The organism is Ignavibacteria bacterium, assembly GCA_036262055.1.
Lineage (GTDB): Bacteria > Bacteroidota > Ignavibacteria > Tepidaquicellales > Tepidaquicellaceae > DATAJP01.
The window spans coordinates 665,015-678,912 of record DATAJP010000003.1; the positions used below are offsets into that span (position 1 = coordinate 665,015).

Sequence of the window (13,898 nt, forward strand, 5' to 3'; positions counted from 1 at the left end):
TTATATTTTATATGTAAATGTTTCTGTTTCTGTATGCATTCATCCCGATGCCTATCATAATCATAAATGATAGCAGGGATGAAACCCCATAACTCACAAGAGGAAGAGGAATACCGATAACTGGCATCAACCCAATCGTCATTCCGATGTTAATGAATAAATGAAAAAGAAAAATACTCGCAAAACCTATGCAGCAAATTCCAAGAAATCCATTCCGGCAGAGATATGCATTATTAATTAACCGTATTATAAGAATAACATAAAGTATAATTATAAGCAGTGCTCCAATGAAACCAAACTCTTCTCCAATCATACAGAAAATAAAATCTGTCCATTGCTCGGGAATAAATTTAAGCTGCGTCTGTGTTCCCTGCAAATAACCTTTGCCGAAAATTCCGCCTGAGCCGATTGCCACCTTTGATTGAATAACGTTATAACCGCTGCCGAGCGGGTCGGTAGTAGGGTCAAATACTGCCATTATTCTTCGTTGTTGATATGGCTGAAGCTTACTATAAGCATAATTTGTCGAAAAGCCGACAGCAAGATTTATTACAATTATAATAGACGTAAGTATAATGTTCTTTTTGAATGAGAAAAACACCAGCGCTAAAATGCCAAGCAAGATGAAGAAATAAATATTTCCGAAAAATGCGGCGATTGCAATTATTATCGGGGCTATAAATGTCAAAATCCAGTATGGAGATAAGCCCGCCCAAAAGAAAACGGGGATTATAAATGAAAGAAATACAAGTGCAGTTCCCATGTCAGGTTGTTTCATTATCAGACCAACGGGAAGTAAAACTATACCAATTGCAATAAGAAAATTTTTAAGACTACCTAACTTCAATTCTCCTTCTTCAGTAGAAAGAAAAGTTGCAAGCGCCATTATGGTTGTGAGCTTTGCAAACTCGGACGGTTGAATTCCAAACCCACCAACGCTAAACCAGCTCCTTTGTCCCGAAATTTTCTTTCCCATTATCAGAACAAGAGCAAGAAGAACTATTGAAAGCCCGTAAAGATAATATGTTATTTTACTGATGTACTTCGGAGGCAGATAAGAAATTACAATCATAATTACTGCACCAATGCAGGCAAATAAAAGCTGACGTGAAAAATAATCAGAACCTGAATCACTCGTGAACGTTGCACTATAGATTGCGACAAGCCCGACCGATACAATCGAGAATGCTACAAGCATCAACAACGCATCAAATCTTTTTATAAAATCTTTCAATAAATTTAAATTATAAATTTTTAATCTCTTACGTTAAATACTGTCTGATCATCCGGATTAAATACATCTCTTCCGCTTAAATACTTAATCATAATTGCGCCTGCAGTAGGAGCACCAAAAGACGCACCCCACCCGAGGTTTTCACCAAGAACACAAATTGCAATTTTGGGATTATCGTAAGGAGCAAACCCCACGAACCAGGAGTGGTTATTACCCTGTGTTTGTGCAGTTCCTGTTTTGCCAGCAAGTATAAACTCTTCATTTTTTATACCGCGTGCAGTTCCCTCGCCATTTACAGCAAGATACATTCCTTTTTTAACAGCTTCATACCATTTTTGAGGAAAATCAATTTTGCGGCTATCAAACTTAGGGTAAATCTCTTCTTTAGTATTTGTGTTAACAATTTTATTCACAAAATGCGGAGTATTATATAAACCATTCATAGCAATCGCGGCAGTATATGCTACCATCTGAACGGGAGTAACCCCGAGTTCACCCTGTCCGATGCCTAAGCTTACAAGATAACCTTCAGTCCATTTTCCAACACCGTACACTTTGTTATAATATTCAGTTGATGGCAGTCTCCCCGGAAGTTCTTCCGGAATATCAATCCCCGTTTTTTGTCCGAAGCCAAACATGCTGCTGTATTTATAATAATTATCGAGCCCTATATCAAGAACAAGCTTATAAAAAAATACGTTTGCAGAAACTTCTAAAGCGCGTGTAAGATTTATTGAGCCATATGCGCCATGGTCTTCGAACGCTCTGTTGCCAAATACAAATCCGCCGGGACAGTTTATTAAAGAAGTCGGAGTAATTTTTCCCGATGCAAATCCTGCCATTCCCATCATCATCTTCCAGGTTGAGCCGGGAGGATAGTTTGTCATCGTAACGCGGTTAAATAACGGCTTATCTTTATCATTCATTAAATCATTTAAAACTTTTGGGTCTGTCGGTCCTGAAAAAATATTTAAATCAAAATCAGGATTTGAAACCATGCATAATATGTCGCCATTGTTCGGATCCACTGCAATAACCGCACCGCGTTTATCCTTCATAAGGCGCTCAGCATAACTTTGTAAATCCCTGTCAATTGTTAAATATAAGTCGGAACCGTTAATTGGGATTATATCATCCCTTCCGTCATTAACACTTCCAATTTCTCTTCCATTCACGTCAACATTAACAAAACGATAACCTTTTTCGCCGCGTAAATAATTTTCATAAGATTTTTCAATTCCCTTTATTCCAATCATATCACCCTGCTTGTAATAATCACCGACCTGATTTTCAAGCTGCTTTTCAGAAATTTCCTTTGCATAACCGAATATATGCGCAGCTCTGAAATCATTCGGGTAATATCTTAATGCTTCAACCTGAAAGTCTACTCCTTTCAGATATTTTTCATTTTCACTTATGTAAGCAATGGTTTTAAAATCAACATCACGTTTTATTCGCTGAGGATTGAAGCGGTTTGTTCCTTTAACTTCTTTTAGTTTTGCGCGGAGCTCTTCTTCGGAAATGCCTAACAACATTGAAACCTCTTTGTATCTCAATGTGTCAAATTCATTCGGAGTGATTGTAACTGTATATGTTGGTCTGTTATCGACAACAACGTGACCATTTTTATCAAACATTAAACCGCGTGCAGGCGTAAGAGTAATGGTCTTAACCGCATTTTTTTGTGATTCTTTTCCGTATTCTTCCTGATTGAAAAATTGAAGCTGCACAAGACGCACAATCAAAACAATTGCTGCAACAACGCAGACACCAAATAAAATTAATTTTCTTGTTAACAACTCCATTACGCTAATTTTTCCTTACCGGTTCTTTTAGGAATAATTATAAATATCAGACTAATTATTGTCGTATAAACCGTGCTTGTTAAAATAAACTTAAACATCATATCAAAAAATCCCAACTGCAAACCCTGCAGATATATTAAATAATATATAAAATTGCTTAACAATGTGCACGGAAATACTACATATAAAAAATTAAATTTATATAAAAATTTTTCATCATCAGGTCTGAAGAAATATCCTGCTGTAAATCCCGCAATCGTATAACATAAAGTGCTCAAGCCAAGAAATGAACCGCTTAAAATATCTATAAGCAAACCACCAAAGAATCCATATAACGCACCTTCTATCTGTCCGTTTTTTAAGCCTACATAAATAATAAAAATTATGACTATATCCGGTGAAATATTATATTCCGAAACTGACAGAAGCCATATAAAAGTTTTCTGAATAAATACTAAGATTATTAATATTGCAATATATTTCAGGTAGGAAACTATCAATAATCTTTTTTCATTTAGTATTTATAAATTTTTTTTCAAGCTCCAATCTTTCTGCGTCAGATATATATTTAAGAACAAAAACTTCTTCAAGTGTTTTGAAGTTCACACTCGGAGATATTACAATTCTTTTAAATAAATTATCGACCGTTCCTTCTTCAACAACTTTACCGACCGGAATACCCGCAGGAAAATTGTTGCTGTATTCGGATGTAATGATTATATCACCAACTTTCACATCAGCACTCTTTGGAACATTTGTCATTAACAAATTCCCTGCTCCGTCATAATTAAGAATACCATCAACTCTCGAACGCTGTGACTTAACGCTAAATTTTAAATCTTTATTATATAAAATCTGAACAATTGAATAATTTTTGCTTGTTGCGGCAATTTTACCCACAAGACCGTCATCAGTGATAACAGGCATATTCAATTTTACGCTGTCTTTATCCCCGACATTGATGGTAATAGTGTTTCTTGTCTGCGTTAAACTTTTGTTTACAATTTTTCCGCTGATAACACCAAGCTCAACTTTATCTTTTAATAAGATTAATTTATTTAAACGTATGTTTTCAAGCTTAGATTCTTTCAAGTTGCTTACTTCGTTTGAAAGCTTGATGTTGCTCTCACGGAGATATTTATTTTCTTGTTCAAGTTCGAAGATATTAGGGATAGCAGAAAAACCGCTCTGCACTGCTCCGAATGAGCCGATTGCAATAGCACGGATAAAACGTATCTGTGTATTATCATTCGAAAACAAAAGTATCAATGAGATTACTATGAGAAGTGTTAAAAGAAGATATTCTTTTATAGATACAACTATTTCACCGAGTTTCTTCAATTAATAGAAGAAGTAAAAATTTTTATATTATCTTTTTAGTGTTACTCTCGAGTAATAGTCAAGGTCTTCAAGAACCTTTCCTGTTCCTCTTACTACTGCTGTCAAGGGGTCTTCTGCAACGTGCACAGGTACACCCGTTTCCATTTTAATTCTTTCATCAAGTCCCCGAATAAGTGCACCGCCTCCTGTTAAAAATATTCCGCGCTCAAGAATGTCTGATGATAGCTCAGGAGCAGTTTTTTCAAGTGCTACTTTCACTGCTTCAACCATTTGTTTAATAGAGCTGTCCATTGCTTCTCTGATTTCAACAGAGCTGACTTCTGTTTCTTTCGGAACACCTGCAACCAAGTCACGACCTCTTACCTGAATAATTTCTTCTTCGGATAAAGGCATTGCAGAGCCGGCTTTCTTTTTAATGTCTTCAGCAGTCTTTGCCCCGATTAAAATATTCTGATATGCTCTGAAATATCTTATGATTGATTCCGTCAATTCATCACCTGCAACTCTGATTGAATATCCTGTCGTTATTCCTGAAAGAGCAATAACAGCAATTTCAGTTGTTCCGCCACCAATGTCGATAATCATATTCCCTGTCGGTGCCATAACGTCAAGACCGATACCTATTGCAGCTGCCATCGGCTCGGTTATAAGATAAACCTCTTTTGCACCTGCATGTTCCGCAGTATCACGGACAGCGCGCTTTTCAACCTCGGTTATGCCGCTTGGAACGCAAATAACGATTCTTTTTGCAGGCATAAAATTCTTACTGATTTGTTTTATAAACATTCTCAGCATTCCCTCGGCTATCTCAAAATCTGCAATTACACCGTCTTTTAGAGGTCTTATAGTTTCATACCCCTTCGGAGTTTTCCCTTCCTGTCTTTTGGCATCTTCACCGATTGCTGTGATTTTTTTATTTTCAATATGGTAGGTAACGTATGAAGGCTGGTTCAAAATGATGCCTTTGCCCTTCATATATATGAGTGTGTTAGCGGTTCCTAAGTCTATTGCTAAGTCGCTTGAGAACATTCCGAATAACGGCATTTATTAATTCCTCTTAAAAAGTATATTTTAAAATTTTAAAATTTTTATTTTAGTGTTTGAAATGTCTTATTCCTGAAAACGCCATAATTAAATTTGCTTTGTCAGCAGCTTCGATAACTTCCTTATCTTTCACAGAACCACCCGGCTGAATAATTGCTTTCGCTCCGGTCTTTGCAATCATCTCGACTCCATCAGGAAACGGAAAGAATGCATCGGATGCTGCAACGCTGCCGTGCAAATCATTTTTATAATACTCTGCTTTGTTGATTGCAATTTTTGTCGATTCGATTCGTGATGGCTGTCCCCCGCCAATGCCTAAAGTTTTTTTATCCTTCACAAAAACAATTGCGTTTGATTTTACATGCTTCACAATTTTATTTGCAAAGCTCATGTCTTCCAAAACTTTCTCATCGGGTTTCAACGTAGTAACAAATTTTAATTCACCTGAATTAAAATTTATATTATCTTTTTCCTGATATAAAAATCCGCCTGTAATTTTTCTCAACTCAAAATTTTCAGGAACAAATTTAAATTCTATTAACCTGCGATTTTTCTTTTGGCTTAATAAATCGTATGCCTCTTTTTCAAAACCGGGAGCTAATAAAATCTCAAAAAACAATGTATTAACTTCCATTGAAGTTTTAAAGTCAATAATGTCATTAAATACCAAAATTCCGCCAAACGGGGAGTCCGTATCGGTGCTGAACGCCTTTTGGTATGCCTCGACCTGAGTTTCTGCAGTTGCTACCCCGCAAGGGTTGCCATGTTTTATTATGGCACAAGTCGGCTTGTCGTTTTGAAACTCATTTATGATACCATAAGCAGCATCTATGTCCAGAAGATTGTTATATGAAAGCTCTTTCCCGCTTTTCACGGTAAAAATTTCATCAAAATTATCTTTGATAAGGAAAGCACTCTGATGAGGATTCTCACCATACCTTAAAGATGATTTGTTATTCAGACCAATAAATGAGGGAGATAAATTTTTAGATGAACTCTTCTGAAAATAATTCGAAATCTGAAAATCATACTCAGCAATATTTGCGAATGCTTCAGATGCAAGTTCTTTGGAGTATGTTTCCGAAATATTATTACTTGTATTTTTTAGTTCGGTCAAGTAGCTTTCATACTGCTCAACTTTCACAAGCACATTGACTGAATTAAAATTCTTTGCTGCTGCTCTTATGAGACTAACTCCGCCAATATCAATTTCTTCGATTATTTCTTTTTCCGTTACATTATCTTTTGCAACGGTTTCTGCAAATGGATATAAATTCACGACAACCAAATCAATCGGATTGATATTATTTTGTTTAAGCTCGTCGAGATGCTGAGAAATATTCTTGTCTGCAAGTATGCCTCCGAAAATATCAGGATGCAAAGTTTTAACTCTGCCGTTCAAGATTTCAGGAAATCTTGTAATATCCGAAACAGAAACAACATCGATGTTATTTTTCTTTAGGAGATTATATGTGCCGCCTGTAGATATAATCCTAATGCCAAGCTCTGTTAAGCTTTTAGCAAACTCAACTATTCCTGTTTTATCATAAACACTTATAAGAGCAGTTTGTATTTTCATATTTTTAAAAATCCCCTCTACCAAGAGGGGTGGCTCCGGCTCAGCCGGAGACGGGGTGTGTTAAAGTTGTTTTAATTTTTCCTTCTTCAAATAATCTTATCACCTCAGGATAATATTTATATTCCAATGCTTGAATCTTTTCCATCAAAGAGTTTTCATCATCATTTTCTACATCTATTGTTTTCTGAAAAATAATTTCACCTGAATCATAATCGCGTGTAACATAATGTATGGTAATTCCGGAATGCTTCTCCCCGGCATTTATAACAGCACGATGAACATTCATTCCATACATTCCTTTTCCCCCGTATGCAGGCAAAAGCGATGGATGGATGTTTATTATTTTATGTTCATATTTATCCACGACAGAATCAGGAAGTTTTTTGATATAACCCGCCATAACGATTAAATCTATGTTATGTTCATTCAGAAAATTCAGAAAAACATCTTCATAGTTTTTTGAATCAGGAAATAAATCTTTATTAATTATTTCGACAGGAATGCCGTTTTCGCGAGCGATTTGTACTGCGTAAGAATCGGGTTTATCAGAAATCAAAAGCACAACTTTTGATTTAAGAAAACCTTCCGAAATTTTTTTTAAAATGTTATTAAAGTTCGAGCCCTTGCCGGACGCTAAAACACAGATATTCAATTATTTATTTGAGGTAAGTGTGAAATACAAAAATAACCGAATTTCAAACTTTTTTCAATGGAATAATGGGGAATAATTGAAAAATAAAGCTTGATATAATAATTTATTCTATATAAGTTTAAAAAGCATAAATTTAAACAGCGCAAAATAAAATTATGCACCAAACCTCAACCGCCATGGAAAAACGAGAAATACAAATCTTAATATCATTTTTTTTTATTTACCTAACATTTAGTTGTAATGATTTAAGTGCTCAAAACAACAATTATTTTCCTCTTTCTGTGGGCAATAAATTTGTGTACACTTACCAACAAACTGGGACGCCTCCTATTGTAACACATACATTAGTTACAAAAGACTCAATTATTAACACAAAAAAATATTTCTATTGTTCAGGAATTTTTAATTTATGGTTACGAGTAGACAGTATTGATGGGAATTTATATGCATTTAAAAATGGAGACACTTGTTTACATCATATAAATGAGATTTTAATGGATAGTTTGAGAATTATGAAAGGTATTGCGCACTCTTGTTATTATTTATCCCAAAATGGGACTAATGGTGATTCTATCCTTTTCGGAATACAAAATAATATAAAAACATTTAATTTTTATATTATGATTCCGGGAGGCGGGATATTACATAAAAGAATTTATTCTCAAAAATTTGGATTATTTCTTGATGAGACTAATACCTCTTCCTACAGTGAAAGATTGAATCTAAAAGGATGTTATATTGATGGTATATTATATGGTGATACTAGTATGCCTTCTATAATAATTAAATTAAATTCCTTTGTTAAAAACTTCTCCCTTTCCCAAAACTACCCCAATCCTTTCAATCCGCAGACAAAGATAAGATTTGCAATTCCTGTTAATTCCAAGAATGCATTGGTGAACATTAAAATTTATGATATTGTGGGGAAAGAAGTTGCTAAGATTGTTAATGAAACTTTAACTGATGGAGAATATGAAGTAACATTTAATGGAAGCAATTTACCGTCCGGAATTTATTTTTATAGCTTGAATATAGACGGACAGTTTATTGATTCAAAAAAAATGATGTTGATAAAATAAATCAAAACCTTGCGCTGAAACCTATGGTTGGGAGAATGGGAATCATTGCGACGGTTTTGCGTGTGATTATCAGGTTGTCTGTTAAGTCGAAATTATATCCCAGCATATTCGTGCGGTTATAAACGTTCATTACATCAAGGTAGAACGACCAATCGGCGTTCCAGAATTTGGTATAAGCAGTAAAACGCAGGTCAAGACGGTGATAATCGGGTTTATGTGATGAGTATTTGTTGGCATCTCCTCCGAAATCAAGATTAAATATAACTTCTTGAGTAATCGGATTAACTATTATACTGTCATTATAAACACGCGGTGTGATTCCGACCGGATATGTGAACGGAAATCCGCTTGCGTAAGACCATCTCGCTCCGAATTCAAGCCATGAATTCACACGATAATTTAAAACAACATTCACCATATGCCGCTGGTCAAACCTGAAAGGTTTTTCCAAACCATAACTCTGACGATTTGCAAAAGACATAGAGTAATTCACCCATCCATAAAATTTGGTTTTGGAATTAACATATTTCTTCTCAAGACTTACCTCAAAGCCATACGCATTCCCATTTCCGATATTTACTGGATTGGTCGTTAAAGAATCGTAAGGGATTTCAGTTGAACTTTTTATCCAGTTTTTAGGGTCTTTTATATAAACAGGGTCAGTGCTCGTGGGGTCAGCAAGATAATATTCATACCTTGCAGAACGAATTCTTTCCTGAACAATAAGATTATCAAATTTTTTATAATATCCTTCAACCTTTGCGTGCCATTCATTGTCAATCCACCTGTCAACTCCAAGAACAAAATGCATGGACCTTTCAGCTTTAAGGTTCTCACCTATTTCAGGAGTAATAGTAAAAAAAGTCTGCCCATCGATAAGTTTTTCATAACCCGGAGATTGATAGTATAGTCCTGCCGATGTTCTTATTGTCGTAAGCGGGTCAATAATATATCCGAAATTTATTCTTGGTGAAACATAAATTTTCTTTAGCAATGAATAATAATCAACTCTGACTGAAGGTTGATAGAAAAAATTATCACCTGCTTTCAGGCGCACCTGCGCATAGCCGTTTGCTTTGTAATTGTTGTTGCCGTCAATAGAAAAATCATCAAGCAGAGCATTTGAGTTTGGAAAGCTTTGAATAATTGCCCTGAAACGGTCATCCATTCGCAGTCTATATGTCAAATCCGTAGTCACCATATCAACACCCGCGCCAAATTCAAACTTGTTTTTGTTTCTGTCTAGATATTCATTTTTATTTGACAATGAATATTTTCTGAAGAAATATTTTGAATCAAATTCTATTCCGAGAAGTGCGCCGATTTGTTTTAAGCTGTCGCGCTGTGCGGGTGATAAATTTTCTCCATCTATTAACGGGTCAAGTATATCTCCTTCAAACTCGTTTTCGCCTGAGTTTCTGTACCAAGATGCTGTTGTTTTAGATAAAAAATTCGCATTCGGAAGATAATGCCATGATGCCGAAACCACATCGTTTTTTGTGACGTCATTTACCTGAACGCTGTCGGGATTATTTCTGTCTTTTCCGGGTATAATAGCAACACCGTCTTTTGAGAAAATCCCGTTAATAAAAAATTTATGTTTTCCGAAATTTCCAAAGGTTAGTCTGAATTGCAAATCCTCAAACGACGGAAAAGAAGAATCTTCATCAACAAGTCCTGCATTCTTTGCAAATGGTCCGAGAATTAAATCATAATATGTTCTTCTTGTTGAAACCAGCCACGAGCCCGGAATCTTAAAAGGGTTTCTGCCCTCAAGAATAATATTTGCATTAGCTATATTCACATTTGTTATACCCGCGAAAGAATAGTTTTTATCGCCTTCCCTATTTTTCACGTCGAGCACTGCAGACAACCTGTCTCCATACATAGAAGGAAATCCTCCGGTTATAAGAGTTATATCATTTACAGTTTCAGGATTGAACATACTGACTAAGCCATATAATCTATAAGGGTTAAAAATCTCAACATCATCCATGATAATTAAATTTTGGTCAGGTCCTGAACCGCGGATTATCAACTGCGAGGTAAAATCATGAGGCGAGGAAACACCAGGGAGTGAACGCAAAGACCGCAGCACATCTTCAATTGCACCGGGCAAAATTTTGACACCTTTTGGGTCTATGTTCATCATACTCGTTCGCAAGTCATTTTGCGCTTGCCTATTGGCTTCAACTTTTATCTCTTCGGTTGTGAATTTTGTGGAATCTTTGGAATTAGAAGTGTCTGTTTGTGCCTGAATATTGAGGGTGCAAACAAATGAAAGTAAAACGAAAAACGGCATGAAAAATCTCAAAATAAGTATCAAATGATATTGGTATATCTATACAACGTCTAAATGCATCCGGAAGTTTCAGCTGAAAATACTAAAATTAAGCAGCAGCAGTAGTTTTTGGGTAAGACTCAGGATACAGTAAACACCTTACTTGATGCTCCCCTGCAAGAACCGGTGATATGACCGGGCAATCTTCAAATGCTTTCGGGCACCTCGGGTGGAAATAGCATCCTGAAGGCACGTTTGCAGGAGAAGGAATGTCCCCTTTAAGAATTATGCGGGAAGATTTCTGTTCCGGGTCGGGAACAGGAGCGGCTGAAAGCAGAGCTTGCGTATATGGATGTTTTGGATGTTCATAAACATTTTGAACTCCTGCACTTTCCACAATTTTTCCAAGATACATAATCGAAACGTTATCGGAAATATGCTCAACAACTGAAAGGTCATGCGAAATGAAAAGATAAGTCAGGTTCATTTCTTTTTGAAGTTCAATTAACAAATTTAAAATCTGAGATTGAATGGAAACATCAAGTGCCGAGACCGGTTCGTCGCAAACAATAAACTTTGGTTCAACCGATAATGCACGTGCAATGCCGATTCTTTGTCTTTGTCCGCCTGAAAACTCATGAGGATATCTTCTCGCATGAATTTTTCTTAATCCGACTTTTTCAAGAAGTTCTTCAACTCTTTTTTCTGCGGCTGCTCCTTCAGCTATGTGATGGAATTTTAAAATTTCTGTCAACATACCCCCGACTGTTATTCTGGGGTTCAGTGAAGAATATGGGTCCTGAAAAATAATCTGCATTTGCTTTCTCATATCTTTCAGCTCGTCCTGAGACATTGCGGTTATATTCTTTCCGTCAAAATAAACTTCCCCCCCGGTCGGTTCGATTAATCGCAAAATACTTCTTCCTACAGTAGTTTTTCCGCAGCCGGATTCACCAACAAGCCCTAATGTTTGCCCGCGTTTTATAGTGAACGAAACATCATCAACGGCTTTTACATAGCCAATTGTTTTTGAGAAAAGACCTTTTTTAATAGGAAAGAATTTCTGCAAGTTTTTTACTTCAAGAAGTGTATCTGACATTATTGTGTAATTAAAATTTAATATGTCATTCCAGCGAAAGCTGGAATCTAGGCTAAATGCCACCTAATTCATAATATAAATCTTTCCAACCAAGATTTATAGACTCAATTAATTCTATTTTCCATTTTCTTTGCCATGTTTTCATTTGTTTTTCACGTTCTATTGCAGCTAGTACGCTGTTAGTTTCTTCATAATAAACTAATTTATCAATTCCATATTTTTTAGAAAATCCATCAATTAATTTTTTCTTATGCTGTTCAACTCGTTGGAGTAAATTATTAGTAACCCCTATATAAAGAGTTCCATTTCTTTTGTTTGCCAAGATATAAACATAATAGCTTCTCAAATCATAATGTCTGGATTCCAGCTTTCGCTGGAATGACAGAAATATTATTGAAATAGATAAAATAAAAAAGCCCTTTCAGATTACTAAAAGGGCTGATTACTCAAATCATCCGCATCACCTTGTTAGGTGAAATCGAAGTGGATTATTTTATTAAACTTATTTTTTTAATCGAAGTATAATTGCCCGCAATTAATCTTACAAAATATATACCTGATGATATATTTGTCCCGTTAAATTCTGCAACATGATATCCTGCGGTTTTATTACCATTCACGAGTTCAGCAACTTCCCTGCCTATTAAGTCATAAACTTTCATAGATACATTTAAGTCCTCAGGAATTTCATAACTTATTTTTGTTACAGGATTGAACGGATTTGGATAATTTTGTGATAAAGCAAATTTATTAGGCACGCCGACAATTATTTCGGTGCTTAACCAGAAATATTGATTGTTACCGTTATAGTCAACCTGATTCAATCTATATAAATATTTTCCTGTTTCAAGGTTTCTATCAATATATTTATAACGTGTTATGTTATTGGTTGTTCCTGCACCCTGCATCATTGCAACCTCACCAAAGTCACCCTGGTATTCACCGCCTGAATTTAATCTTACTCTTTCAATTACAAAATGAGAATTATTAAGCTCATGTCCTGTAACCCAGTCAAGTATAACTTCATTTTTTATTGTGCTCGCAATAAATTCATCAAGCTCAATCGGAAGCGGGGAGGAAACATCGGAAATTGTCCATTCAGAAACAGGATTTGAAACCACCGGACCGGTTACATAAGGGTCACCCATAGCAGAGTAAGAAGGATTACCTACCTGATTCCAATTGTTGCCATCAAACTTCCATATTGTTGATAGAGAATGATTTTTTCCATTACCAAGGCTTTCGAGCCATAAGAAACTTATTTCTCTTGCAGTGCGGTCGCCTTTAGATGAAGATATATTCCATCGGCAATTAATTCCGGATGATGAACCTAAAATAACTCTGCCGCTTGCTCCGGTTATTCTTGTAACAGAAACATTCCCTAAGTCAGAGCCTGAAGCCATTCTTATTCCCAAAAATTCAAAACTTTGTGTGCCAATTGCTCTTTCCTGCATAACTGCCGTGCCAATTATATATCCTTTGGCACTGCTTTCAACAGGGGTTGATGAAGTATTTGAAAATGTAATTCTGAATGAACCTGTATTTATCACAGATGCATCTGCAAAAGTTAACGAACCTTTTATTGTTATATTTCCCGTTAAAGTTGCAACAGAGGAACCCGATATGTTCACATCATCATAAATTCCCGGCGGAATATCACCCGATGATGTAACATTTAAATCCTGTGCGGAAACTTTTACCGAATTTAAAATTGAAAAAACAAATAATGCGGAAAGTAAAATCAGTAATTTAATTTTCATTATAATTCTTTTTATATAATGATA

12 protein-coding genes are annotated in these 13,898 nt (G+C 35.6%); 1 reads left to right on the plus strand and 11 read right to left on the minus strand.

Going from position 1 to position 13,898, the window contains the following annotated elements; genetic code table 11:
* Positions 1 to 7 precede the first annotated feature (7 nt).
* The 7 genes from rodA to purN are packed head-to-tail and all read right to left on the minus strand — an operon-like array spanning position 8 to position 7,655.
* Positions 8 to 1,234, minus strand: coding sequence for a rod shape-determining protein RodA (gene rodA / locus VHP32_10030; protein HEX2788234.1), 1,227 nt, complete (start codon positions 1,232 to 1,234; stop codon positions 8 to 10).
* A gap of 20 nt (positions 1,235 to 1,254) precedes the next feature.
* Positions 1,255 to 3,039, minus strand: coding sequence for a penicillin-binding protein 2 (gene mrdA / locus VHP32_10035; protein ID HEX2788235.1), 1,785 nt, complete (start codon positions 3,037 to 3,039; stop codon positions 1,255 to 1,257).
* Entirely contained in the window at positions 3,039 to 3,539 is a 501-nt protein-coding gene (gene mreD, locus VHP32_10040; protein HEX2788236.1) for a rod shape-determining protein MreD, read from the minus strand. The genes mrdA and mreD overlap by 1 nt, the downstream gene beginning before the upstream one ends.
* A gap of 10 nt (positions 3,540 to 3,549) precedes the next feature.
* Positions 3,550 to 4,380, minus strand: coding sequence for a rod shape-determining protein MreC (gene mreC / locus VHP32_10045; protein HEX2788237.1), 831 nt, complete (start codon positions 4,378 to 4,380; stop codon positions 3,550 to 3,552).
* Positions 4,381 to 4,407: 27 nt separating this feature from the next.
* Positions 4,408 to 5,424 (minus strand): rod shape-determining protein, encoded by a 1,017-nt coding sequence (locus tag VHP32_10050; protein ID HEX2788238.1) that lies wholly within the window; start codon positions 5,422 to 5,424, stop codon positions 4,408 to 4,410.
* Between the two features lie 49 nt (positions 5,425 to 5,473).
* Positions 5,474 to 7,003 carry a bifunctional phosphoribosylaminoimidazolecarboxamide formyltransferase/IMP cyclohydrolase gene (purH, locus tag VHP32_10055; GenBank protein ID HEX2788239.1) on the minus strand — a complete coding sequence of 510 codons (1,530 nt, stop codon included), beginning with the start codon at positions 7,001 to 7,003 and terminating at the stop codon, positions 5,474 to 5,476.
* Between the two features lie 40 nt (positions 7,004 to 7,043).
* Complete coding sequence (gene purN, locus VHP32_10060) at positions 7,044 to 7,655, minus strand: phosphoribosylglycinamide formyltransferase (GenBank protein HEX2788240.1); 612 nt, start codon at positions 7,653 to 7,655, stop codon at positions 7,044 to 7,046.
* A gap of 176 nt (positions 7,656 to 7,831) precedes the next feature.
* Between purN and VHP32_10065 the strand changes: the two genes are divergently transcribed.
* The gene (locus tag VHP32_10065) at positions 7,832 to 8,734 is read left to right on the plus strand and encodes a T9SS type A sorting domain-containing protein (GenBank protein ID HEX2788241.1); all 903 of its coding nucleotides are present in this window, start codon (positions 7,832 to 7,834) and stop codon (positions 8,732 to 8,734) included.
* Position 8,735: 1 nt separating this feature from the next.
* On the opposite strand, the gene VHP32_10070 is transcribed toward VHP32_10065, so the two are convergent.
* The 4 genes from VHP32_10070 to VHP32_10085 form a co-directional block, all read right to left on the minus strand.
* Positions 8,736 to 11,036, minus strand: coding sequence for a TonB-dependent receptor plug domain-containing protein (locus VHP32_10070; protein HEX2788242.1), 2,301 nt, complete (start codon positions 11,034 to 11,036; stop codon positions 8,736 to 8,738).
* An 88-nt stretch (positions 11,037 to 11,124) separates the two neighbouring features.
* Positions 11,125 to 12,114, minus strand: a complete 990-nt coding sequence (locus tag VHP32_10075) for a dipeptide ABC transporter ATP-binding protein (protein ID HEX2788243.1) — start codon at positions 12,112 to 12,114, stop codon at positions 11,125 to 11,127.
* Positions 12,115 to 12,166: 52 nt separating this feature from the next.
* A complete protein-coding gene (locus VHP32_10080; protein HEX2788244.1) occupies positions 12,167 to 12,460 on the minus strand; it encodes a GIY-YIG nuclease family protein in 294 nt (97 codons plus the stop codon).
* Between the two features lie 142 nt (positions 12,461 to 12,602).
* Positions 12,603 to 13,874 (minus strand): T9SS type A sorting domain-containing protein, encoded by a 1,272-nt coding sequence (locus VHP32_10085; protein HEX2788245.1) that lies wholly within the window; start codon positions 13,872 to 13,874, stop codon positions 12,603 to 12,605.
* Positions 13,875 to 13,898 lie beyond the last annotated feature (24 nt).

Coding starts and splice junctions, on each gene's coding strand:
- mrdA (HEX2788235.1), bottom strand. CDS start 3,039: ATGGAGTTGTTAACAAGAAAATTAATTTTATTTGGTGTCTGCGTTGTT.
- VHP32_10050 (HEX2788238.1), bottom strand. CDS start 5,424: ATGCCGTTATTCGGAATGTTCTCAAGCGACTTAGCAATAGACTTAGGA.
- purH (HEX2788239.1), bottom strand. CDS start 7,003: ATGAAAATACAAACTGCTCTTATAAGTGTTTATGATAAAACAGGAATA.
- VHP32_10065 (HEX2788241.1), top strand. CDS start 7,832: ATGGAAAAACGAGAAATACAAATCTTAATATCATTTTTTTTTATTTAC.
- VHP32_10070 (HEX2788242.1), bottom strand. CDS start 11,036: ATGCCGTTTTTCGTTTTACTTTCATTTGTTTGCACCCTCAATATTCAG.
- VHP32_10075 (HEX2788243.1), bottom strand. CDS start 12,114: ATGTCAGATACACTTCTTGAAGTAAAAAACTTGCAGAAATTCTTTCCT.
- VHP32_10085 (HEX2788245.1), bottom strand. CDS start 13,874: ATGAAAATTAAATTACTGATTTTACTTTCCGCATTATTTGTTTTTTCA.